This is a genomic window from Flagellimonas cixiensis (genome assembly GCF_042134615.1).
Taxonomy (GTDB): domain Bacteria; phylum Bacteroidota; class Bacteroidia; order Flavobacteriales; family Flavobacteriaceae; genus Flagellimonas; species Flagellimonas cixiensis.
This window is the reverse complement of sequence record NZ_CP169639.1, coordinates 2,810,166-2,835,585: the sequence shown is the minus strand read 5'-3', so window position 1 is coordinate 2,835,585 and position 25,420 is coordinate 2,810,166. Positions and strand designations below refer to the sequence as shown.

Here is a 25,420-nt window from a genome sequence, read left to right as displayed (position 1 = left end):
AAATCCTACAAAAGGAAATTTATGCCTATTCAATTTGATTTCCCATTTAAAAGGACCTAGATGCTACAATAAAAAAAGGGGCAACATAGTTGCCCCTTTTTATCAAAATATATTACTATTCATCCTTAATTATTGACCAATACTTTCAATTCGATTGGATCTCCATTATCTCGTTCGATTGTAACGTAATACAATCCGTTTCGTAAGGCAGAAACTGACACTCTATATGCATCTCTAGTCATATCGTATGCTTGTGCGGCATTAAATGTCCCTACAAGTTTACCTGTTGAATCGTGCAAATGAATATATGTGAGTACTGTGTTACTTGGTATCTGGCTCAATTGAATATTTGCAAATCCATCAAGATCAGGGGCTGGGTTCGGCGCAATAACACCTACAATATCGCCTGTTTCTTCTTGGAACACCTCGATGGTAATGGTTTCCGTATCCGACAATCCATCGGCATCGGTAACGGTAAGTTCAACGTTGTAAATTCCAGAATTGTTGTATGTGTGGATTGGATCGGCTTCATTAGACATATTTCCATCACCAAAATCCCATGCATAGCTCACTACCGCTACGTCATCGGTGGAATTACTCCCTGTAAAACTTACTTCCAAGGGTCCATTTCCACTTTGAGGGGTTGCACTAATTACTGCTGTGGGTGCCTGTAAATTTGCAGCACCAACAATGATGGTAACTGTATCTGTACCAATCAATCCATCTTCGTCGGTCACTGTTAAAGTCACCATATAAGTTCCAGCCGCATCGAAAGTTAATACTGGATTTTCAATTGTTGATGTTCTTCCATCTCCAAAATCCCAGAAATATGAAACAATGCCCACATCATCTGTTGATCCACTAGCATTGAACATAACAGGCAAAGGCGCTTCTCCTTGAGTTGGATTTGCTGCTGCGATTGCCACCGGAGCTTGATTGCCCCCGACTTCAGTTACCTGTATCAATACGCTTGCTGTCGACGAAAGACCTTGATCATCGGTGACCGTAAGAATAGCTGTAAAGCTTCCTGAATTCATATAAGTGTGGGTCGGATCGGCCTCGGTAGACGAATTCCCATCACCAAAATCCCAAGCATATGAAACTATTGTCCCATCATCTGTTGAATTACTTCCTATAAAGGTTACTTGTAAAGGAGCATCTCCAGTTTCCGGAGTAGCGGTTGCCACCGCCACCGGTGCCAGGTTTCCTCCAGCTTCAGTTACCTGTATCATAATATTTGCAGTCGACGAAAGACCTTGATTATCTGTGACCGTAAGAATAGCTGTAAAGTTTCCTGAATTCATATAGTTGTGGGTCGGATCGGCCTCGGTAGATGAATTTCCATCACCAAAATCCCAAGCATATGAAACTATTGTCCCATCATCTGTTGAATTACTTCCTGTAAAGGTTACTTGTAAAGGAGCATCTCCAGTTTCCGGAGTAGCGGTTGCCACCGCCACCGGTGCTAGGTTTCCACCTACTTCGGCAACTGTTATCAATACATTGGCTGTTGTTGATTCTCCTTCATTGTCAGTTACTGTCAGCACAGCTATATAATTTCCTGGATCACTATAGGTATAGGTAGGGTCAGCCAATGTTGAGGTGCCCGTTCCATCTCCAAAATCCCAAGCATAAGAAACTATTGTTCCATTGTCCGTTGAATTGCTTCCAGTAAATGAAACATTCAATGGTGCCTCACCTGTTTCAGGAGTTGCCGTTGCAACAGCCACTGGAGCTGGATTACCTACCGATATTATTATTTCAGCGGTATCCATAAGTCCTCCACCATCGGTTACCGTTAATACGACGGTATAATTACCCGATACATTAAAGACATAAACAGGATTTGCTTCTGTTGAGGTATTTCCATTACCAAAATCCCAAGCATAGTCAACAATACCAACATCATCTGTAGAATTACTACCAACAAAGGAAACCTCTAAAGGAGCATCCCCATATTCTTGATCCGCCGATACTACTGCAACTGGCGCCTCATTAGGTTGTTGTACGGTAATACTTATTTGATCCGTTGCAGTTAACCCTTCTATGTCCGTTACTGTTAAGATAGCAGTATAAATCCCCACGTTTGGATAGGTATAGGTTGGATTCATTTCTGTTGAGGCCCCTACTCCATCTCCAAAATCCCAAGCATAACTTGCAATACCCAAATCGTCTGAGGATGCACTTCCGTTGAAAACCACATCCAAGGGTACAAAACCTTCTGTTACGTCAGATGAAGCTACAGCAATAGGAGCAATTCCAGATCCTGTAACATTTATGGTTATACTTTTGGTATCTATATTCCCATCAATGTCCTCGACCGTTAAATCCACTATATACGTTCCGATTTCGGTAAATTCATAGGTAGGATCTGCTTGTGTTGATGTGGAACCAGGACCATCTTTAAAGTCCCATGAATAACTGGTCACGCCAATATCATCTAGAGAGTTACTACCGGTAAAGTTTACTGTCAATGGTACTACACCTGTTGTTACATCAGCTTGTGGTACTGCAATTAGCTCTCCTGATTGCCCTACATACCATACAAAATCAATGGTTTCATTGCCAGCAGGGTCTCCATTATCTGTCACGTTTACTGAAACATTATATGGACTATTGGCAGCCGCACCTGGTCCTCCATTGCCTTGAGAAGATTCTGGTGCACTATCCAAGTCACCAGTAGTATATCCTTCACTTACTAAATGCAAGGCAATGCGATCAATCAAGTGTCCCTCCGATCTGGAAGAAATTTCCATGGTATAAGTACCAGGGTTATTAAATTCGACATAAACTTGATGCGGATCATTATCACTAACGTTGGATGTCCAGTTCCATGCCAAGGTATTGGCATACACTTTAAACCAATTGTTTGCACCTGCACCATTTGGATTCGGGAAATCGCCACTGCCGTGAGGGTAGACAAAGCTTCCTCCGCTTTGCCCATAAAAGGCGTCGGCATCCGGGAACCTCAACCAAGCATCATTATGTTCCGTTGTGGGGTCATCAGGGTCAATAATTCCAATATTATTTCTCCACTGGAATCTATATTTTCCTGGGGTTGTTATTTCAATTTCCGCAGTTATTACTCCATTACCTGGAGTATTGAAGCTATCGACATGGTTGTACAGGTATCCGGAACCCGAATAGCCACTTTCTGAAGTTTCTATACTCCAATTTGAATTGATATTTAAATTCTCCGCCTCTATGATTACCAATCCGTTTTCTTCAACATAGGCATCACTTCCGCCACTGCCAGCACCATCGTCTATAGTTCCCGATATTACACCAGTGTTTGCATCTATTGAAAGGTTGGGTGGTAAACCTGTGGCACTATATGTTGAAATATTCGGGCTTGTCGCTTCAATTTGAAGAGAAACTACATCCCCCTCATAATTATATTGGTCCCCTGGATTTGAAACTGAAAAGACTGCATCAGGATTATTTGTCAACGCAATACTCAGTGTTTCTGAATTGCCGTAATGTACGGTTAAAATAGCTGTTCTATCTGCACCTGTTCCCGATAGGGTAACACTCAAGGTATGTGAGCCATTGACCCCGATTAGACCATTTGAAAGTTCCCCAGTCACAATGCTGAAATCAGCAGCATCCGCACCAGTGATTTCCATGGATTTAACAAATATGCCAACATTACCATCTATTACTGAAAGATCGATATCGACGGTTTCTTGATCTCCAACGACCACTGTATTTGGTGCGATCAAAGTACTTGCCGCACTTGGCGTACCGACTGGAGCATACTCACCAAGGTATTCCATGTTTTTTTGATTACCACCTCCTCTTACAGGGGATCCAGCTAAAATGTGAATACCTGGCCCAGAAACAATGGCTTGCGTTCCGTGCCGTTCAAAGTTAAGATCTGGTAATCTTTTCCATGAATTTAAAGCAGGATCATACTCTTCTGTCACCTTTAATGCATCATCAGTGACGACACCGTAAACTTCCTGGTTCATTACTTCTCCACCAATTACAACGAGTTTATTGTTGAAGTTTGCTACCGATGCCCCTCCCCTTGGAGTAGGAATATTTTGATCACTTGGAAGCGTAGACCAAGTTTCTGTATTGAAATCATAAACATCCACCTCAGGAATTGTTGGTGCAAAAACACCACCAGCTCCTCCGGAAAGTCTACCTCCCACCACATACATTTTATCACCAATTATCGTGGCTGCAAAATGATCTCTTGCCCTTGGAGCATCCGTTAATACTGTCCAATTACCTGTTGCAGGATCATACTCATCAAACCATGCTACATAGCCGCCGTCATGTCCATCTGTATTTCCTCCAACCACATAAAATTTATCATTATATACCACTAAACCTGTTGACCCACGTCTTCTGTTCTGCGGAATATCAGGACCTTGAATCCATTCATTTGTACTAGGGTCAAAAATCCAAATGGATTCAGCAGGGACTTCATTTGGAAAGTTATTTGTCTTAAATGCTCCAATTACCCAAATTAGACCATTGTATTCTGTTGCCTGAAAATGGTTGAACTCAACTTGCACTCCCTCCACAATGGGCGTAACATCGGTCAATTCAACCCAACTATCATTTGTATAATCATAAACATCAATACTAGTGGCATTTTCACGACCTCCCATGAGATAGAATTTATCTCCCGCTTGTACAAAGGAGTTTTCATGGCGTGGAGTATAATTCTGATCCTCGTTAACCAATGTCCAAATAAATTGCGTGTCTATCGTCCACGTAAAGGTTTGGGAAACTGGTGCTGAATTCGGCTTCATTGCTGTTACAACCACCGAATGGACACCATTATTATTTGGCCCTCCTGTAGCTGATGATACAGCAATTGTTCCTGTTATTTCCCCAGTTACTGAATTAATGTTTATACCATCGGGTTGACCTGAGATATAATAGGTAAAATCCTCACTTAAATCCCCTCCGGATGCGGAGGCTTGCAAGGTTACATTATTGGCAATTTCATTGTTTTGATCAGCGATACCATTAAGAACCAAAGGATTTGAAGTATTTTCAATAAAAACCTCTATAGCGTTAACCAATGGGTTCTGTGTAACATGACCAAATGAAATATTCAATTCCCCATCAGATACAGTTACAGGATAAGACAACATTCCTGCCACTTGATGACCAAAACGTTCAATTATATCAAAGTTTTCTTCAACAGCCACACCTTCTAAAAGAATATCAAAAATACGATCTCCTACAGTGTCTGTGCCATCAAAATTATTGCCTAAATATAAGTTCACCACATAATCTCCGTTGTCCAAGGAAATTGAATATTCCATTTCAGGACCACTCGATAAATCATATCTCTCGGTTCCGAAAATGTTCTCAAAAGTAACTTCATCGATGTATGCAGGTATTGAACTATCCTTTGTGGCAAAAGTCATTCCGGTTGAACTTAATACTAAACCTGTGTTTACCGAATAATTTCCTCCTATTTGTAGACCATCATCACCATTGTCTTCCCAATTCGGTCCAATATCTGAAGTTGCAATTGAATTCCCTCCTGCATTAATTCTAAAGGAGAAAGGTTCTACTACCTCCCAAACAAAATCAATTTGCACTTCATCACTAGTCAAACCATCACTGTCATTTACCGTTATGGTAACATTATATGGGCTTCCCAATGCCGCAGTACTTGCAATTGTTCCTCCAATCTGTCCGTTTGTAGGTTCGATGGTTAAACCATCTGGTAGTCCAGTTGCAGCATATGTTAGATTACCATCACCACCATATGCAGAAACTACAAGGCTACCATTAAGTTGCTGTCCTGTATTTCCTAGTTGATCTGCGATAGGATCAACATAAATTGGTGTTTCATTGTCAATGGCATCTAATATTTCAATAGCATTGATCAGTGGGTTGTTTACCGGTCCGTGTATGAAACTTATATCCAAAGTTCCATCCGTAACCTTAATAGTATGTGTTATCACGGTACCCACTTCATGTCCATAGGTTCCAGATAAATCAATATTGTTTAACAAGGGGAGTACAAGTCCTTCAAGTTCTACATCGAAAATTCGCTCATCTGGATTTGATGTTCCAGAAAAACTATTTCCCATGTAAAGCCTAACTTCATAATTCCCAGATTGAACCACAGGAAATGAATAGGTTAATTCGGGTGCTCCTGCAGCGCTATCATATCGTTCCGTTGCATAAATTGCCAAAGGAGTGGTTGTTTGATTTACGGAACCATCAACTGACATTGTTGTGGAGGTGTACACATTGTTGCTGCCTGCCTGTACTAGATACGCAGAATTATTTCCAATTTGGTCGGCTTCCCAATTCAAGTCGCCATCAATTGCAGTCAACTCTGGACCACCTGTATTCACCCTATATAGAACCACCGGGGAATCGGTTACGGTTACTGTAAACGTTTGCTCTACAAAGAATGCATCGTTATCAGTTGCCCGAATTGTTATATCTGAAGAAGTTGTGGTCCCAGGATAGGAGAGTGTTAAAATATTGCCATTGATAGATGTCCCAACGGTGGGACCTGTATTCGATTCTACCGTATATGTCAAATTTTCATCTCCATTGTCATCTGCAAAGAAAACATCCAAATCAATATCTTCATCTCCTGAATTAATTATTCTTGTAATATCTGGAATTGCTTGTGCTATTGTAGGGACTTGTCCTACTACATGCAATACATCCCATGTTCCTTCCAATTCAACTCCCGTAGTATTGGATGTACCGATAAAACCGACCGCCAAATCTTGATTGGATTGTTGGATGGCATCAAGAATACTTCCTTCTGCGGTTATGGTTCCAGCTGTAATTCTACCATTTCCATCCAATTCATATTGTAAAGTAACTTCGCCAGTGGAGGCATCCACAACAAAATAAAAGAAAACACTGGTACTTGGTCTATTCGCAACATCAATAGGAACAAAAATTGGAGTTTGAGGGGTATCATCAATTTCCTGAAGGGCTGTTATCCCATCAGCGGTCAAAACCATTTTTATAAAATTACTTTGAGTACCATCACCAATAAAATGACCTAATTCTCCACCAGTTGCAGCTGTATTTCCATATATCCTTAGAGGGCCAACTAAATTCACTAAGTTGCCCATTACCGTAAATATTCCAGTAGTTTGATCAACTTGTACACCATATTGATACCCTTTTTCTTGTGTATTGGTCGCTCCGTTGGCCGTGCCAGATGTCATATGGGACGTCATTAAACCTGGCGCACCACCTAGAACATCATTTGGGTTTGGATCAGACGGATCATCTCTTCGATCCAACCAATTCAAGTAATTTGGATTCGGATCGCCGTTATTCATTAAACCTGTCATCCCCAATCCAAATATACCACCAAGACCTTGTTGATCATTAAACAAGTCGTTGTAGACGGGAAGCGTAAAAGCATCACTGCCACTTACATCAGGATTACCTAATTGAAAAGGATCATCTTGATCTAAAATCCCATCATTATCATCATCAAGGTCATTTAAATCTGAAATTAATGGTGCTCCCGCAGATTTATCAAAATCATTGGGCTGTGAACCTCCGTTACATGGGTCAGTTCCATTGTCCAATTCATCTTGGTTGCTATATCCATCTGCATCATAATCAGCCGAAGGCTCGAATTCGGGATCCGAAGGATCAATACAGTTCACAAAATCCTGAGGTTCAAAAACCACTATCAAACCATTCAATGTTCCTGCCCAAATGGTTCCGGGGAATATTTCACTGTCTCCATTCGCTGAAATTCCCAATGCATTGCCCTGACTTCCTCCTATTCCAGAAAGAAAATTAGGTGTCAACTGATCTAAAGATCCATCTGGATTAAGCTCAACTCTTCTAATCAAACCTGTATTTGTACCGGCCAATAGGTTTCCTTTCATAGCTCCTCCAAAATTAGATGCAGTATATTCATCAATTCCGTTGGTATTGGTACCCCAAATGGTAACAGGATTATCATCGGGACCATCCGGGTTGTTTATACCGGGACCACGCCAATCACCCTCAACAGCATTGCCCGTAGCCACAGGAGGCCAATTTGCAGGTAACGCAATATTAGGGTCATCTGTATATCCCGGACCAGGATTAACCGGGTCATATATCAAAGTTCTAAATACTTGACTTGTCCCGTTATCTGTATAAAGTCCAGCTCCTGTTGGGTTTGCCCGTGTAGGATTCGGATGTCCACCATAAAAACTACCAAAAGTATAAGATTGCAAATCATTTGTTACCAACTCCAAGTGATCTTCGTTATTTATTGCTTCACCACCACTGGAAGAACTACTGCCTGGTTCATTTGGATCATAATCATTGGTGACGTTGGCAGTACCCTCGTTTGGCGGAAAGCCTCCCCATCCCTGGTTGGCTCCATTGTCTGTTACATAAAGTGCTCCACTTTCCGTTACCACCAAATCGTAAGCATTTCTATAGCCTGGCGACAAAATTTGAACTGGCCCACCAGGAACTACCATTGCCTGGTTTAAACCGTCATTACCTCCCCATGGGTCATTAACATCTATTCCGTCATATCCTGGGGCATCTGGGTCAATAATTCCATTAGCATTAGCTCTGGTAGGATCGTCCAATGTAGGTAAATCATAAACATAATCACGACCATTTCCATCCGTCAGAATTGGCAATGCATTTATTGCGTCTAAATCTATACTCAAAACAGCGGCAGACAACGCATATTCACCTGTGTAAACAAAACTGGTTGAAGGTGCCCCTCCATTTGTATTTCCTCCTTGCGCAACAATTAAGTACTCGGTACCATTAATTGTTGCCAACTCCAAACCGTTGGTTGCGTGGTTTTCCTCTGATCGAGGAAGTCCTCTTACCAAATCCACTACATCCCATGAACTACCGTTCCAAGATAATCTAGTAATTACTCCAGAATTGGTGTCCAATCCAGTATCTCCATTACCCGAACTCCCCGCACCGATGCGAAAATCACTTGACGAAACATAAATAACTGGGTTAGCTGCTGTACCACCAACTGTTAAACCCGTAGTTTCCCTTTTATTGCAATCGGCAGCTAGTGCACCACCACAAGGTTGCCCATCATCGTTATGATTCACAATAGAGCTAACCCCCGTTAACGATTCTACACCAATTACCTCATAATCAGTAGGTCCGTTTCTTTGGATTGTAAATATTTTTATGGTTCCTGGATATTCTGCAACGTAAAGTCTGTTATCTGGTCCAAACATCAATGAAGTTACTCCAGCCGAAACATCACTAACATTAAAATTTAATTGTGATTGGCTGAAATTAATCTGGGCATTAACAGTAAGACAAAATACCGTTTGAAATAAAAGGAAAAAGAAGAATTTTCTTAATAGTTTCGGGGACTGGCACATTTTAATAAAATTTGGTATAGAATAAATATTGTTATCCAAATATATCCTTAATCTTGCCCAGAAAATTATTTTAGATTTCAATTTCGTCCAACTATTATAGAACTTCGACGAATGGCAGAAAGGACCTATAAAGGCTTATAAATAAAATATTTGTAACAGATCAAGTGATAAAATGGCGGGGGTAAAAAAGCGCTATATTTAAACGAACTTCCACCATTTTTTCACAGGTTTCCCATAGCCATAGCCGTAATGACCACCATATCCCAAGTTGCTTTCGGACACATCGTTTACAATAAAGCAAAGACCGCTTATTTTTTGTTCCGCTTGAAGTTTTATTGGGTATTCCAATGCTTTGTTTTCGGTTACGCCTGCTCGTGACACATAAACAATATGTCCAGAATATTTTGATATCAAAAGGGTATCGGTCACAACCATCATCGGAGCAGTGTCAACAACTACGTAATCGTATTTTTTGGATAGCTCACTGAATAGAAATTCCAATTTATCACTTAAAAGTAGTTCAGCTGGATTTGGTGGTATCTTACCTGAATAGATTACATCAATCTCATTACTTTCTACTAATAATGGCTGTATTATATCCTTTAAATCCACATCATTATCAACCAAAAATTCGGTTAGGCCAATTCCTTTAATTCTTGTATTACCGTTTAGTGTGTCTACCTTGGTGCCCTCAAAAAATTCATGAATCCTAGGGTTTCTGATGTCTGCACCCACCAAAAGAACTTTTTTTCCCGTACTTGCCAAGGTCATAGCCAAATTTGAAGAAACAAATGTTTTACCTTCTCCTGGTGTACTAGAGGTAATAAAAACGACATTGTTATTAATATTGGTATTGCTTTTGGTTTTTATAAGATAGTCCAGATTTGTTCTAATCAGTCTCATTGCCTCGGCCAAAACCGAACGATCATTGGCCTTTATTTTTTTGAGACTCTTTTTACCTATTTTCGGTAATTCACCGATGATTGGCACATTATTTACAAGCTTTTCAATGCTCTGCATGCTATGGACTTTATTGTCCATTAAATCCTGTAGATAAATGACTGAAAATGGGATAAGTAAACCCATAATTATCGCAGCCATGTACAACACTTTTTTTCTTGGCGCTACTGGACTTCTACTTGATTTATAGGCATTATCAACAATTTTACACTTAGGTGAAGTAGATATGGCTGTAATCTGAGCTTCTTCACGCCTTTCCAATAAATAAAGGTACAAGGATTCGGTTGTTTGTTGTTTTCTCGTAATATTCCTTAATGCCCTTTCTTTTTGTGGAGCCGAATAAATTCTGGAATTAATAATTGCTTGCTGTCCACTTAGTGAGTTTGCAGTGATCTCAAGATTGTTCACAGTACTACTCAAACTAGCTCTCATTGTTCTTTTAAGCGCATCTAATTGTTGATCAAGTTCAACAATAACTGGGTTTTTCTCGTTTGAGCTTCGCAACAATCTTTTTCGCTCAGAAACCAAGGTATTATACTGTGATGTTGTACTTGCAATTGAGGCATCTGACAAACCAATATTGGAAGGTAACACTTCATATCCAGGCTGACCATCAATATAATCCAACATTCCAGAAGCTACATTAAGTTCATTCTGAACATTTGTAAGTTGTTGTCTGGTACTTGCCCCTGTTTGAAGGTTGATATTGGTTTCTTGGGCAATATCGGTGATTCCCCTACTCGTCCGTAAATCTTCTGCATCGTCATCAACCGCAGTAAGATTAAAGGAAATTTCAGCAATACGATCATCAATAAACTGCGAAGTTCTATTGGCTATTTCTTTTTTATCATCAATTCCACTTTGATTGTAAATTTTGATGAGTTCATTCAATATATCTATTCCCTTTTGCGGAATTGGAGTATTTAAAGAAAGATTGACAATATTACTTTGATCTTCATCATTACTGACCAATACCTCATCTCTTAAAAAATTTGCTACCAAATCAACTGGCGTTATCGTTACCAATAATTTTTTGTCCATATACTTTTTAAGGACCTGATTATTCGGCGTCAAAACAATTTCCCCAATGGGCGATTCAATATTTTTCCCAAACGCATATCGCTTTCCCGCATCATCTTCATCTTCACTCAAAATAAAAGAAGTTTCCGAATCAAACTGCAGAAAAAATGCGTATTCAGATCTATTGATAACTGAATCTGGCGCAATAAAGTTTACATTGACTGGTTTATTAAAATAAATCTCCGAGCTTTTAATATTACCGACTTCGACCATGTTAATATTTAACCGAAGATTTTTTACGACTTCAATAAAATTAGACCTTGATCGTATAATTTCTATTTCGTCAAAAACATTGTTTTTTCCAAAGGACAATAAATCCGAGCCTTCAAATAGATTTAGCCCCTCTGAGGTATCATCAACAATTTTCACCTTCGCTGCCACCCCATATTTAGGAATGGAATATCTTATCTTTAGATAAGCAAGCGCACCACAAATAAGAACACTTAGCACAAACCACTTCCATTGTCTAATATATCGTTGAAATAGTTCTTTGAAGTCAATATCTTCCATGTTACTTTATAATTAGAAAGTCTACTATATAAAAATTAAGTGGTTTTATGCCTAACTTCTCGTTAAAAGCACTACAGAAGAGGTAATCAAAACAGAAAGAATGGATACAATAATAGATGCCCTATTATCTAATGAAGACGAGGTTACTGCAGATTTATTGGGTTCTACATAAACAACATCATTCTGGGTTAAATAATAGGCTGGAGATTCCATAACATCCTTTTTTGTAAGGTCCATGCGATAATGAACCTTGGTACCCTCAAAATCCCTAATAACCAAGACATTTTTTCTAACTCCCTTTATTCTCATATCGCCAGCAAGGCCTAAAGCCTCAAAGATGTTGACTTTCTCACCAATAACAGGGTAAGTTCCAGGTCTGTTGACCTCTCCAAGCACAGTTATAGTAAAGTTTTCGAGCCTAATGTTAATTATGGGGTCTACAAGATAATCCTTTAGTTTGTCCCTTAATAGCACCCTCACTTCTTCAGCCGTTAAACCGACCAACTTTATTTTTCCAATTACTGGAAAATCTATTTCTCCATTCTCATCTATCAAATAATTAACATGTTCGGGTCTCAAACCTCCTTCAGACGCTCCCTTAATCAAATTAAAAGGCTCACTGGCTTCCTTGTTAAACGTTGAGACAAAAATACTTATCTCATCATCTACTTTGAATTTTGGTGAAAATGTGTTGTCGGCCACAATGGTTTCAAAGTTCGGTACGTCATTCAAATAAAGAATATCTTCCTTCGAAGCACATGAATTAAGTATTAGAACTACTGATAATAAAGAACAGATTTTTAAAGCAATGGAATGGTTGAAAATTTTCATAATTGATTTTGAGGCTGTTTAGCTATGGATTTTTCTTGATTGATTTTATCAAACTCGCAAAATTCTGAATTATTGGAGATATATTCTGGTACTATTTGCTTCATTATCTTAATTACATCTTGCTTTTCCAAGAAAAGATTTGCAATGCAAAGTTCGTCCAACTTAGAACAAACATACTCATAATTAATATCCCTTGTTTTACTGATCAGAATTTTCTTGTTGTAAGTAGGAAGGGTGTTCTCTCCATTCGCAAGCAATTCTTCATAAAGCTTTTCACCTGGCCTTAAACCAGTAATTTTAATGTCTATATCCTCAGGATATCTTAACCCAGAAAGCTTTATCATGTTTTTAGCTAGGTCAAATATTTTCACGGATTCTCCCATGTCAAAAATAAATATCTCGCCTCCGCTTCCCATTGCACCTGCCTCAAGAACCAATTGTGAGGCTTCTGGGATCGTCATGAAAAACCTAGTGATATCTTTATGGGTTACCGTTAATGGGCCTCCATTTTCAATTTGTTTTTTAAATAATGGGATAACAGAACCATTTGACCCTAAAACATTTCCAAATCTTGTAGTTATAAATTTTGTTTTGCCTTCTTGGTGTTTACAATTGATGTACATTTCGGCAATTCTCTTGGTTGCCCCCATTACATTGGTCGGATTTACAGCCTTGTCGGTAGATACAAAAACAAACTTTTTCACATCATTTTCTACACATAAATCCGCAATGGTTTTTGTTCCGATAATATTGATTCTAACAGCCTCATAAGGTTGGATTTCCATTAAAGGTACATGCTTGTATGCTGCAGCATGAAAAACAACATCAGGTTTATAGTCCTGAAAAATTTTCTGCATTCTATTTTTATCTCGAATGTCAGCAACTAGGGAAACAAAATTATCATGTCCGTTTTGTTTTAATTCTTGCTGAAGATCGTACAATGCAGATTCAGACTGATCAACAAGAATCAAATTTCTATGATCATAAGTAGCAATTTGACGAGCAATTTCTCCACCAATGGAGCCTGCTCCCCCGGTCACCATGATAACGCGGTTTTTCAATTCTTCATTGACCTTCGATTTTTTAATTTCTATTGGGGGCCTATTTAAAAGGTCTTCAATCTGAACATTTTTAATCTGAGATATCTTAAACTCGCCATTAATCCAGTTTTCCACCGGTGGAACTATCTTTACCTGTACTGGAAAATCCACCATGCTCTCAACTATCGCCCGCAACTTATTTGGATCTATGTTGTGTATGGCAACAATAATTTCACTTATTGCCCTGGTCTTAATAAAATGGTCGTCCAGCGCATTCCTTTCAAATACGCGTACACCATTGATCATTTTACCAATCTTTTTTGTATCATCATCCAGGTAACCCACCACTTTTGCATAACTTGAAGTATGGTTGGTTAATACATTGTATGCAATCACTCCCGATTCTCCTGCACCATAAATCAAAACTTTCTTTGAATTTTCTACTTCCCTTGTCAAATAATGATATATGGATTTGAATATGTATCGGCTAGCTGTTAACGACAAAAAACTGATTAAACTATGGATAATAATGATGGAAAGTGGAATTGTAAAATTTAAACCCGTCGTTAATTGCTTTATTAGGATTACCACAAATATCGTGGCGATACTTGTTAAGCATACTGCATTAAAGATCTGATACACATCTCGAACACCCGTATGACGAATTACCCCCTTATAAGATCCCACTGAAAGAAATACAAGTAAACTCAATAGCACAACCACAGGGATTTGAACTATTAACATTTTGATATTAAAATCCAAGGTTAGGTTGAATCTTATCAAATAGGAAAGTATGAATGAAAGAGTAACTATAATAAGATCCAAGGATAGGACAAGCCATTTAGAAGCATATCCAGGTGCATTATTTTTTAAGTAGTTTCTTATCATTTTGAGGTTTGGGTTTCCGGTTATTTAATTATCTATGTTTCTAGTAATTAAAAATCATAGTCAACAATCCATGCAATTTGATAGTCTAAATTAAACAAGCGTTAAGGCCTTTTGTTTTTAATTCGTTTAAGCTTCCAAAATATCGATAAACTGTCTGTTTTTTCAATAATGGACTATAAAAACTGGCAGATCAATTGATCAGACTAAAGCTCATCCAAGTTTTTTTGTAATATATCGAATAAAGGGTCGTTTAAAAGCTGTAAAATAGTAATCTTTGTGAATCATTAAACCAAAAAGACAAGCATGTTGAACATCACAAAAATTTGTTGCATCGGTGCCGGATATGTTGGCGGACCTACAATGGCAGTTATAGCAAAACAATGTCCGGAAATTAAGGTGACCGTTGTAGATATAAATGCAGCTAGGATTGCTCAATGGAACCATGAGAATCTTGACAACTTACCCGTTTACGAACCAGGCCTTAAAGAAATTGTAGCCGAGACCAGAGGCAAAAATCTTTTTTTCTCGACAGAAGTTGATGAAGCCATAAATGAAGCGGAAATGATTTTTATTTCTGTAAATACCCCTACAAAAACCTATGGAAAAGGAAAGGGACAAGCTGCAGATTTAAAATATATAGAACTTTGTGCCAGAAATATTGCCAAGGTATCCACTACAGATAAAATTGTTGTTGAAAAATCAACACTTCCCGTGCGAACTGCTGAAACTTTAAAAAGCATTTTACACAACACGGGGGGTGGCGTAAATTTTGAAATACTTTCTAATCCTGAGTTCTTGGCGGAAGGAACAGCAATTGAAGATTTGATTCATGCAGATAGAGTCCTAATTGGTGGTGATGATACACCGAGAGGAAAAGATGCCAAAAACGCATTAAGCAGTATTTATGAACATTGGTTACCTAAAGAAAGGATTCTTCAAACCAATGTTTGGTCTTCGGAGCTTTCTAAATTGGTGGCCAATGCCTTTTTAGCACAACGTGTTTCATCAATCAACTCAATTTCTGCACTTTGTGAAAAAACGGATGCGAATATTGATGAAGTTTCACGTGCCATTGGTTTTGATAGTCGAATCGGTCCAAAATTCTTGAAATCTTCAGTTGGTTTTGGAGGGTCGTGTTTCCAAAAAGATATCTTAAACCTTGTTTATATTGCAAAAAGTTTTGGTTTACAAGAAGTTGCCGATTATTGGGAACAAGTTATAATCATGAACGATTACCAAAAACGAAGATTCGCAGATAACGTTATTTCAACACTGTACAATACAGTCTCTGGGAAAAAAATAACCTTTTATGGGTGGGCGTTCAAAAAAGATACCAACGATACCCGTGAATCTTCGGCAATTTATGTAGCTGATGCCCTGCTTGATGAAAAAGCGGAAATAGTTGTTTATGACCCAAAAGTTAGTGCGGAAACAATCTACGCTGACTTAGATTACTTGGGAACTAGGTCACCGGAGGAAAACAGGAAATTGTTAAAAGTAGTTTCCAATCCAATGGAGGCTGCTGAAAAAGCTCATGCCATTTGTATCTTAACGGAATGGGATGAATTTAAAGGATACAATTGGGAAGAGATTTATGAACGTATGCTGAAGCCTGCATTTGTCTTTGACGGTAGGAGATTATTGGACAAAGCAAAAATGGATTCCCTCGGATTCAAATTTTATAAAATAGGAGAATCTTAAGAAGGTATCCTACACTACAATAGTTAAAAGAATCCCTATACTTCAAAACGGTATGGGGATTTTTTCTTTTATTCATTGCCTACAAGTTTAGATGCAAAATATATTTGCAATCTTTGCAAAAACTCATCCTTAATGAAAATTCTTGTTACTGGAGCTGCTGGATTTATTGGATTTCATGTGTGCAACAACCTTTTAAAAGGAGGTCATGAAGTTGTTGGATTGGACAATATTAACGGCTACTATGATGTTAAATTAAAGTTTGCGCGGCTTTCCGAACTTGGAATATCCCAAATTGACGCAACGCCCTTTAACATTTTATGCAAAGGCAAAAAATACGGCGATCAATTTCGGTTTGTACGGATGAATCTTGAAGACCGAGAGAAAGTGCCAAAACTTTTTCGAAAAGAAAAATTTGACGTGGTGTGTTCTTTAGCCGCCCAGGCTGGCGTTAGATTTAGCATCGAAAATCCTGAACCATATATTGATAGCAATGTCGTAGGTTTTTTAAACATACTGGAATGCTGCAAAAATTTCGACATTAAACATCTTGTATATGCCAGTAGTTCAAGTGTTTATGGCTTAAACAAAGAAATTCCATTTTCAACCCATCAAAAAACAGACGAACCTATTAGCCTATATGCTGCCACAAAAAAATCAAATGAGTTGATGGCACATGTTTACAGCCATTTATTTGAATTGCCTACTACCGGGCTAAGATTTTTTACAGTTTACGGGCCGTGGGGCAGACCAGATATGGCATTGCACCTTTTTACCGATGCAATGGTCAGCAACAAAGCCATTAAAGTTTTCAATAAAGGATTAATGGAAAGGGATTTCACCTATATCGATGATATTGTTGATGGTATTCTCAAAGTCATACAAAAGCCTCAGGAAAAAAGATTGGAACAAAAAGAATTTTATAAAATATATAATATAGGAAATAGCAAATCCGTTCCTTTGATGCAATTTATTACAGAATTGGAAAATAGCTTGAACATAACTGCCATAAAAGATTTTCAGCCCATTCAACCAGGTGATGTTCTTAAAACTTGGGCTGACATCACTGAGTTTGAGGGTGATTATGATTACCACCCAACGACCAATATTAAGGAGGGTATTGAAAAGTTTGTAACATGGTACAAGTCCTATTACCTCTCAAATAATACGGCAAACCAATAAAATCTATATCTTATATAATCCGAAATTCCTTTTAAGTCTTGGCGTTAGGAAAGTCAATCGATATTTAGCGAGTTTTTGAAATGGCTTGAATTTACCATTATCAAATAACAGGTATTTTTTGGCAATTTTTTTCATGTTTGACCAAGACTTATAGTGGTTTTCACCATTAGCCATACTATAAATCGCCCCATAATAAGGAAATTTAAGCAATTGTACATCCCCTTTTTCTATGGTTTGGTGGTCATAATACAGGAAGGGCTCCTTTTTCACCCAAACGGGCGCTATATCAATCCTTAGGATGAGACAGGACCCACAGTTTCCGTAGAATTTTGTTTTCTTTTTGATTAAATAACGCTTCCCTTCAGTGTAGTAATATCCTTTATCCAAATACCATCCAACAGATTTACTTTTTATGTTTTCGTGAACAAAAGAAGATATTTTGGGACTAATGCAATCATCAGAATCAACAACCATTACATATGCTGCCCCCATATTCTTTGAAACTTCAATCCCTTCTAGTACTTTTTTGGATTTATCCGTTTCCTTTAACGCAATATTCTTTTTTTCATCATCGCCTAAAGTCGGGGGTGGAAAATCAACTTGAACAAATTGGATTTTGTCGTTTTCAAAATCAATGGATGGTATTTCATGGCATACCACGACTACGTTAAAATCCTTATTTGTTTGCGAACAGATTGATTTTAATGTTCTATTCACAAGTTTACTAAAATGATCCCAATTACCGGTAACCATTTTGCTTTTGATAGGAACTACAAAACTTATACTCATCAGTTTAATATTTTATAAAATCCAAAATTGTTTTTTACTTTTTTACTTAAATAACGTAGACTATACTTCTGCATTAAATCCAATATTTTTATTAATTTTTCTAACGTAAAAATTCTGGAGGCAATGCCTTTTACATTTTTTGAAGTCGCCTGTATGTTTTCCGAATTGGCCATACTATAAATGGCCCCGGCAAATGGCAATTCCTCCAATCTCTTTCCATTTATGATTACGGTCTTATGATTGTAATAATCTAAGGGATATTTTGGTTTTACTGGATTTGGCACAATAACCTTTTCCACATGATCTCTGCCTAAAATCAAGCAACTTCCGCAAAGAAGATTAAAATCTTTCTTCTTGTAAAATGCAAATTTTTTACCTTCTCTATAAAAATATCCTTTGCTAATAAACCATCCTAATTTGTTATGGTTGTTGTTATTCACATAGCGGGCAATCTTATTGCTTATCAAATCATCAGAATCAACAACCATGATATGGGAAGGTTCCTCTTTAAGATTTAAATAAGTCCCCATCAATATTTTACGGGATTTATCTTGATTTTTTAAACAATAGTTTAAATCTTGATCACCCCCCAATCTCGGTGGGTCAAAATCTGCCGGCAAGAAAGTTATCCTTTCATCTGTAAAACTCAGCTCGGGTTTTTCATGGTGTACCACCACTACCTGAAAGTTTTCTTCGGTTTGGTTACAAATGGATTTTAACGTTCTTTCGAATATTTTGGAGAATACGACCCAGTTATTCGAAACCGTTTTGCTTTTTAACGGAATAACAAACCTGAGCATGGGGCATAGATATTAAAACGGTTGATATAGTGTTTAGTCACCTGTACTTTTTTATTTAATGGATAAGTAGTAAAGCTGGTAATTGCAAATTTTCTGTTGGATATAATTATAATGTCATCCAAAACTGCAGTATTTCTTTAGATTAGAAGAATATATTCTTTGAAACTCCAAAATACTAGGACAAATGGCATGTGGGTGATTCCTTCAAATAGGGTTTATTAAGCTATCAAAATTGATCGATGGCCTAACTAATATTTAAGGGCAACAAGACTATCCAATTACCTATTCTTATGAGTGAAATATGCTTCGTGCCAATGTAAAAAAGCTGTTTTTAAACTATCCTGCAAAAGATGAAAATATTATTATGCATAACGGCAGGGTATTAAAAATAAACGGGTAATTCTGCAGCACGTTATAGTTTTGCCATGTAAATACAACTTAAGTTATAGATAACATTGGTTATATATATAAAAGGTGATGTGATTGAATATTAGCTCTTCAATTTCTTACGAAATCAATTCAACAAATAAAAGTATGGAAGTGGATTTACGATACAGATTACCAATATTTATCATTAAATGATATTTCTACATGGACTATGCTGAAAACGTTTCAGGGAAGAATTCTTCGTTAATCTAAAATCAATGCCCAAAAATTATTGAGTTTAGAGCTATCCAAAAAAGGAAAAGGTTTCGATACGACATTTAATTCTTCAAAAAAAATGATTATTGCGATTTACCGTTTTTTGTGGGCATTTCAAGGATTGAAGTTTACAGATATATTTAAAAAACCCATTTTTACCATTTTAAAAATTTAAGACCACTTATATATTTCGCATTGCTGAACATAATTAATCCCTATTATTTAAGTTAATAGAGCTGTGGTATTTAATTAAAAGTGTTCAAGAAGTGATTATATGGTTTGTTTTTAAAAATAACACTAACCAGAATTAATTCCGTAACCCCAAAAAATTGAAAAACAACCTCTTTCAAATAATTGTTCAAAAGCTAAATTCAAATCTTGAAATCAAAAAGATAGTAGCCAACACCGGATGGTTGGCTGTCGAGAAAATCGCAAAGATTTTTGTCAGTCTTTTCGTTGGTGTTTGGGTTACAAGGTATCTTGGGGCAGAACAATATGGTATTTATAGCTATGCCCTTAGTTTCGCGGTGTTGTTCAAAGCTTTTGCCTCTTTCGGAATAGATAGTATTGTAATAAGGGACTTGGTAAAATATAAAGAAAAACATGCTCTTATAATGGGTACTGGTTTTTTTCTTAAAGTTTTTGGCGGGTTATTGTCCTTTGCCCTTATAACCGTCGTTCTCTTACTGAGTTCATTGGATTTATCCACTAAAATTTATATTTGGATTATTACGAGTTCTACCACTATTTATAGTATTGGAATTATAGACCTTTATTTTCAATCTGAGGTCAAAAGCAGGTACATAGTCAAAGCAAATACCATTACAGTTGTCCTTTCCTCTTTATTAAAGATTTTTTTCATTCTTATTGAAGCTCCATTGCTCGCATTTGTTTGTATATCACTGTTTGAAGGATTAGTAATGGGGATTGGTTACCTGTACAGCTATAAAAAAAATGCATTATCCGTATGGGATTGGCGGTTTGATTTTAAATTGGCAAAATCAATGCTCAAGGAAAGTTGGCCTCTCATTCTAAGTATGTTAGCAATTTCAGTTGCCATGAGAATCGACCAAATAATGTTAAAATCGTATGTTTCATTAGAAGAATTAGGATATTATGCCGTAGGAGTGCGCCTTGCTGAAGCAGCTACCTTTCTCCCTATGGTTATTGGTCAAAGCATATATCCAAAAATTATTAAGACAGACTTTGTCAACAACAAGAGTTCACTTAAACAAATGATATCCAATGTTTTCTATCCATTGTCAGGCATTTCATTAATCATTTCTCTTCTAGGCACGTTCATTATAAGGGTACTGTATGGTGAAACATTTTTGGAAAGTGGCCAGATTCTTTCCATATTAATCTGGACGATACCATTTATTTATTTTGGGATTTTCAGTAACAATGTTTTGACAGTTGAAGGAAAACAAAAAATTATATTTGTAAAGCAATTTTCACTTACAATTTTGAATATTTGCCTCAATTTGTACTTGATCCCCATATATGGAATTGTAGGAGCAGCTTGGTCCACGTTAATAGCTGAATTAGTTGTTAATACTTTTATGGATGGAATTTTCAAAAAGTCAAGATGGCTATTTATATTAAAATTAAAGTCCATTTTATTTATACGAAACCCACAATAGTTTCAATTTAATTTGATTATATTTTTTAACCCAACAGACATCATTTCAAATCTAACACATGAAAAAAGCTTTAATTACCGGTGCAACAGGACAAGATGGAGCCTATTTAAGTGAATTCTTACTTAAAAAGGGCTATGAAGTACATGGTCTCAAAAGGCGTTCTTCACTCTTTAACACCGATCGCATTGATCATTTGTATCAAGATCCACATGTAGAAGGAAGAAAGTTTATTCTACACTATGGGGATATGACCGACAGCACCAACCTAATTAGACTGATACAAGAAATTCAACCGGATGAAATATATAACCTGGCTGCAATGAGCCATGTGAAAGTATCATTTGAGGTGCCAGAGTATACTGCCAATGCCGATGGTATTGGAACACTAAGAATTTTGGATGCTGTTAGGTTTTTAGGGTTGGAAAAAAAGACCAGGATCTATCAAGCTTCTACCTCAGAACTTTATGGAAAGGTACAGGAAGTCCCGCAGTCTGAAACAACGCCATTCTATCCAAGAAGCCCGTATGCAGTTGCAAAAATGTATGCATATTGGATTACAGTGAACTACCGGGAGGCTTATGGAATTTATGCCTGTAATGGTATTTTGTTCAATCATGAATCACCTATTCGAGGAGAAACTTTTGTAACCCGTAAAATTACTAGGGCCACCTCAAGAATTGCCTTGGGTTTACAGGATAAAATATTTCTAGGTAATCTTGATGCCCAAAGAGATTGGGGGCACGCCAAAGACTATGTGCGAATGATGTGGATGATTCTTCAGGCCGATGAACCCGAAGATTGGGTTATTGCTACAGGGAAAACTACAACGGTAAGGGATTTCGTGAAAATGAGTTTTAACGAAGTAGGTATAACCCTTGAATTTAAAGGCACAGGTGTGGATGAAAAAGCTTTTGTTGTTTCTTGCGACAATCCTGAATACCAACTTCCAATAGGTAAGGAAGTTTTGGCAGTAGACCCTAAATACTTTAGACCCACTGAAGTTGATTTATTGATTGGTGATCCAACAAAGGCAAAAACCAAGTTAGGTTGGATTCCTGAATACGAGTTAAAAGATTTAGTGAAAGAAATGATGGAAAGTGATATTATGCTAATGAAGAAAGACCAATACCTTAAGCAAGGGGGATATAGGACCTTAAATTATTACGAATAGCATATAACAGTATAAAAGTTATCACGTTAATATGAAGAAATCGTCCAAAATTTATGTAGCAGGACATAATGGACTTGTTGGAAGTGCCTTGGTTGAAAATTTATCCCTTAAAGGATATAACAATCTGGTAACAAGAAGTTCCAAAGAATTGGATTTGCGAAACCCTCAAGAGGTGTCAGAGTTTTTTGCTGCCGAAAAACCTGAATATGTTTTTTTAGCAGCAGCAAAAGTTGGTGGAATAGTTGCTAACAACACTTACAGAGGTGAATTTATTTATGACAACCTGATGATTCAGAACAATGTTGTACATCAAAGTTATGTTCACAATGTAAAAAAGCTTTTATTTCTGGGTAGCACTTGTATTTATCCCAAGCAATGTCCACAACCCATGAAAGAAGATTATTTGCTTACCGATGTACTTGAATACACCAATGAACCTTATGCTATTGCCAAAATTGCTGGAATAAAACTATGTGAAAGCTATAATTTACAATACGGTACCAACTTTATTTCGGTAATGCCCACCAATTTATATGGTCCCAATGATAATTTTGATCTGCAGAAATCTCATGTATTACCAGCTTTAATACGAAAAATGCACTTAGGTAAAGTATTGATGGCCAATGATTGGGAAAGTGTTAAAGCTGATTTAAACAGGCTACCCATCGGATCAATTTCCGGAAACAATGATAAGGAAGAAATTCTAGATAATCTTTCCCAATACGGTATTTTCATTGATGAAAAAGGAGAAGTAACGGTTGAAATATGGGGAAGTGGCAAACCTATGAGAGAATTCTTGTGGTCCAAGGATATGGCGGATGCCTGTGTTTTTTTGATGGAAAATCGTGATTTTTCCGACACCTTTAAAATAGGAGAAAGAGAGATTCGAAACACCCATATAAATATTGGAACCGGAGTAGACATTTCCATTAAAGACCTTGCCAAGCTTATTAAAGATAAAATAGGTTTTGAAGGCAATCTGATTTTTAATTCAGAAAAACCAGATGGTACCATGAAGAAATTGACCGATGTCTCTAAATTGAAAGGTTTAGGCTGGAAACATAGAATGTCTTTGGACCAAGGCATCGAGGAGATATATCATTGGTATACCAACCAATTTAACACGTGAAATGAAAAAAGAAAAATTCGACATTCCTGTGTTATTTATTGTATTCAAACGGATGAATACGACCAAGAGGGTTTTCGAGCGCATTCAAAAAATACAGCCCAAAAAATTATACATAGCTGGTGATGGAGCAAGATTGGATAGGCCTGAAGAACTGTCACAGGTAAATGAACTCAGGGAATTTTTGATGAAAAACATCAATTGGCCCTGTGAAGTTCAAACTCGTTTTATGGATAAAAATTTAGGCTGTAAATACAACCCTCAAAGTGCAATCACATGGTTTTTCGAAAATGAAGAAAAAGGTATAATATTAGAAGATGATTGCCTACCCTCATTAAGCTTTTTCAGGTATTGTCAGGAACTTCTGAATCGATATGAAAATGATCTTAGGGTCTGGGGTATATCCGGCACCAACCTACAACCTAATATTCAAGTTCCATACAGTTATTATTTCAGCAACTATTTTATGACCTGGGGCTGGGCAACCTGGAGGAATCGATGGCAACAACATCTTAAGGAATTGCCTAATTTAAACCTCTATTTCAATGATCCTGTCATGCAAAATAAACTGCCCTCCAAAATTGCCAATCAAAGATTATTAAACTATGTGAAAAATTCGTTTGAAGATAAACTTGATGCATGGGATTACTTATGGATATTTTCCTGTATGGCCAATAATGGTCTACTGGCCACCCCTTCTAAAAATATGATTCAAAATATTGGGTTCGGCGAGGATGCTACCCATACTTTCGGGAATTCAAGAAATCAAGTAACCGAGGTGGAGATTGATTTTCCTTTAGAACATCCATTGGTCATCTCGACTAATAATACAATAGACCAAAGTTTTTATAAGAATGTTTTTAGATGGAAAACAGTGCTTGAAAAGATTAAAGATCCCAACCACATTAAAGCATTTATTCATGCGCGGCTAAGACCTATTTTTAATAGATAAATCATTTACCAAAATTTAAAATGAAAATAGGGGAACTACTTACTTTATCAAAAGATACTATTGGGCATATTTATTTCATGACGGGCGTTTTTCTAAAAAACATTTATGCCTTTCTTTATAAAAAACGCATTGCAAATAAATATAGGTTACGTTTAGATCGAGATGTAACAATTGATAAAAAGACTACATTTGAGGGACAAAATGCTTTGATAAAAGGTTCTTCACTAATTTCTTCCCATATTGGTTTTGGTTCTTATATTGCTGAAAGAGGCAGCATTCGACATTGCAAAATTGGAAAGTATTGTTCCATTGGCCCTGATGTGAAATGTGTTTTCGGAAAACATCCCACTAGTAAATTTGTGAGCACCCATCCCGCTTTTTTTTCAGTTCAGGAACAGGCTGGTTTCACCTATACAAATGAGCAACTCTTTGAAGAATACGAAACTCCATCCGATCCTGATGGAAAATTTCAAATAACAATTGGCAATGATGTATGGATAGGAGCGGCAGCTACCCTAATGGATGGTATAACCATAGGAGATGGAGCAATTGTTGCGGCTAATGCATTAGTTACCAATGATGTTCCACCCTACTCGATTGTTGGTGGTATTCCTGCCAAAATAATTAAAAAAAGGTTTTCGGAAAACCAAATACAATCTCTTTTAAAAATACAATGGTGGGACCAAGAAGAAGCATGGATTCGAAAAAACGCTTCAAAATTTACGGATATTGATCATTTTATTGAAACCTTTAAAGGAAGAGACCTATGACAA

Annotated in this window: 13 protein-coding genes; 7 read left to right on the top strand and 6 right to left on the bottom strand. The window is 37.2% G+C overall.

The features are described from left to right. Window positions 1–125: 125 nt before the first annotated feature. The 4 genes from ABT310_RS12595 to ABT310_RS12580 all read right to left on the bottom strand — a co-directional run bounded on the left by ABT310_RS12595 (window position 126) and on the right by ABT310_RS12580 (window position 14,644). A complete protein-coding gene (locus tag ABT310_RS12595) occupies window positions 126–9,185 on the bottom strand; it encodes a PKD domain-containing protein (protein WP_375324239.1) in 9,060 nt (3,019 codons plus the stop codon). A 348-nt stretch (window positions 9,186–9,533) separates the two neighbouring features. After that, window positions 9,534–11,885 (bottom strand): GumC family protein, encoded by a 2,352-nt coding sequence (locus ABT310_RS12590; RefSeq protein WP_375324238.1) that lies wholly within the window; start codon window positions 11,883–11,885, stop codon window positions 9,534–9,536. 51 nt (window positions 11,886–11,936) lie between these two features. Beyond that, a complete protein-coding gene (locus ABT310_RS12585) occupies window positions 11,937–12,716 on the bottom strand; it encodes a polysaccharide biosynthesis/export family protein (RefSeq protein ID WP_375324237.1) in 780 nt (259 codons plus the stop codon). Beyond that, complete coding sequence (locus tag ABT310_RS12580; protein WP_375324236.1) at window positions 12,713–14,644, bottom strand: polysaccharide biosynthesis protein; 1,932 nt, start codon at window positions 14,642–14,644, stop codon at window positions 12,713–12,715. The genes ABT310_RS12585 and ABT310_RS12580 overlap by 4 nt, the downstream gene beginning before the upstream one ends. Before the next feature lie 303 nt (window positions 14,645–14,947). Here ABT310_RS12580 and ABT310_RS12575 point away from each other — a divergent pair, with 303 nt between their 5' ends. Both ABT310_RS12575 and ABT310_RS12570 read left to right on the top strand, forming a co-directional pair. Next, window positions 14,948–16,345 (top strand): nucleotide sugar dehydrogenase, encoded by a 1,398-nt coding sequence (locus ABT310_RS12575; RefSeq protein WP_375324235.1) that lies wholly within the window; start codon window positions 14,948–14,950, stop codon window positions 16,343–16,345. A gap of 132 nt (window positions 16,346–16,477) precedes the next feature. Then, a complete protein-coding gene (locus tag ABT310_RS12570; RefSeq protein ID WP_375324234.1) occupies window positions 16,478–17,524 on the top strand; it encodes an NAD-dependent epimerase/dehydratase family protein in 1,047 nt (348 codons plus the stop codon). A 3-nt stretch (window positions 17,525–17,527) separates the two neighbouring features. On the opposite strand, the gene ABT310_RS12565 is transcribed toward ABT310_RS12570, so the two are convergent. Then, window positions 17,528–18,313 carry a hypothetical protein gene (locus ABT310_RS12565; protein ID WP_375324233.1) on the bottom strand — a complete coding sequence of 262 codons (786 nt, stop codon included), beginning with the start codon at window positions 18,311–18,313 and terminating at the stop codon, window positions 17,528–17,530. Further along, window positions 18,313–19,113 (bottom strand): hypothetical protein, encoded by an 801-nt coding sequence (locus ABT310_RS12560; protein ID WP_375324232.1) that lies wholly within the window; start codon window positions 19,111–19,113, stop codon window positions 18,313–18,315. Before ABT310_RS12560 ends, ABT310_RS12565 begins: the two co-directional genes overlap by 1 nt. A gap of 971 nt (window positions 19,114–20,084) precedes the next feature. Here ABT310_RS12560 and ABT310_RS12555 point away from each other — a divergent pair. From ABT310_RS12555 to ABT310_RS12535, 5 genes are all read left to right on the top strand, one after another. Then, window positions 20,085–21,398, top strand: coding sequence for a flippase (locus tag ABT310_RS12555; protein WP_375324231.1), 1,314 nt, complete (start codon window positions 20,085–20,087; stop codon window positions 21,396–21,398). A 58-nt stretch (window positions 21,399–21,456) separates the two neighbouring features. Next, window positions 21,457–22,569 (top strand): GDP-mannose 4,6-dehydratase, encoded by a 1,113-nt coding sequence (gmd, locus tag ABT310_RS12550; RefSeq protein WP_375324230.1) that lies wholly within the window; start codon window positions 21,457–21,459, stop codon window positions 22,567–22,569. Window positions 22,570–22,600: 31 nt separating this feature from the next. Next, on the top strand, window positions 22,601–23,698 hold the full coding sequence (locus tag ABT310_RS12545; RefSeq protein WP_375324229.1) for a GDP-L-fucose synthase family protein: 1,098 nt from the start codon (window positions 22,601–22,603) through the stop codon (window positions 23,696–23,698). Between the two features lie 226 nt (window positions 23,699–23,924). Next, window positions 23,925–24,647, top strand: a complete 723-nt coding sequence (locus ABT310_RS12540) for a hypothetical protein (protein WP_375324228.1) — start codon at window positions 23,925–23,927, stop codon at window positions 24,645–24,647. A gap of 20 nt (window positions 24,648–24,667) precedes the next feature. Then, complete coding sequence (locus tag ABT310_RS12535; protein ID WP_375324227.1) at window positions 24,668–25,417, top strand: CatB-related O-acetyltransferase; 750 nt, start codon at window positions 24,668–24,670, stop codon at window positions 25,415–25,417. Window positions 25,418–25,420 lie beyond the last annotated feature (3 nt).

Coding starts and splice junctions, on each gene's coding strand:
- ABT310_RS12595 (WP_375324239.1), bottom strand. CDS start 9,185: ATGTTTGGACCAGATAACAGACTTTACGTTGCAGAATATCCAGGAACC.
- ABT310_RS12590 (WP_375324238.1), bottom strand. CDS start 11,885: ATGGAAGATATTGACTTCAAAGAACTATTTCAACGATATATTAGACAA.
- ABT310_RS12585 (WP_375324237.1), bottom strand. CDS start 12,716: ATGAAAATTTTCAACCATTCCATTGCTTTAAAAATCTGTTCTTTATTA.
- ABT310_RS12580 (WP_375324236.1), bottom strand. CDS start 14,644: ATGATAAGAAACTACTTAAAAAATAATGCACCTGGATATGCTTCTAAA.
- ABT310_RS12575 (WP_375324235.1), top strand. CDS start 14,948: ATGTTGAACATCACAAAAATTTGTTGCATCGGTGCCGGATATGTTGGC.
- ABT310_RS12570 (WP_375324234.1), top strand. CDS start 16,478: ATGAAAATTCTTGTTACTGGAGCTGCTGGATTTATTGGATTTCATGTG.
- ABT310_RS12565 (WP_375324233.1), bottom strand. CDS start 18,313: ATGAGTATAAGTTTTGTAGTTCCTATCAAAAGCAAAATGGTTACCGGT.
- ABT310_RS12560 (WP_375324232.1), bottom strand. CDS start 19,113: ATGCTCAGGTTTGTTATTCCGTTAAAAAGCAAAACGGTTTCGAATAAC.
- gmd (WP_375324230.1), top strand. CDS start 21,457: ATGAAAAAAGCTTTAATTACCGGTGCAACAGGACAAGATGGAGCCTAT.
- ABT310_RS12545 (WP_375324229.1), top strand. CDS start 22,601: ATGAAGAAATCGTCCAAAATTTATGTAGCAGGACATAATGGACTTGTT.
- ABT310_RS12540 (WP_375324228.1), top strand. CDS start 23,925: ATGGATAAAAATTTAGGCTGTAAATACAACCCTCAAAGTGCAATCACA.
- ABT310_RS12535 (WP_375324227.1), top strand. CDS start 24,668: ATGAAAATAGGGGAACTACTTACTTTATCAAAAGATACTATTGGGCAT.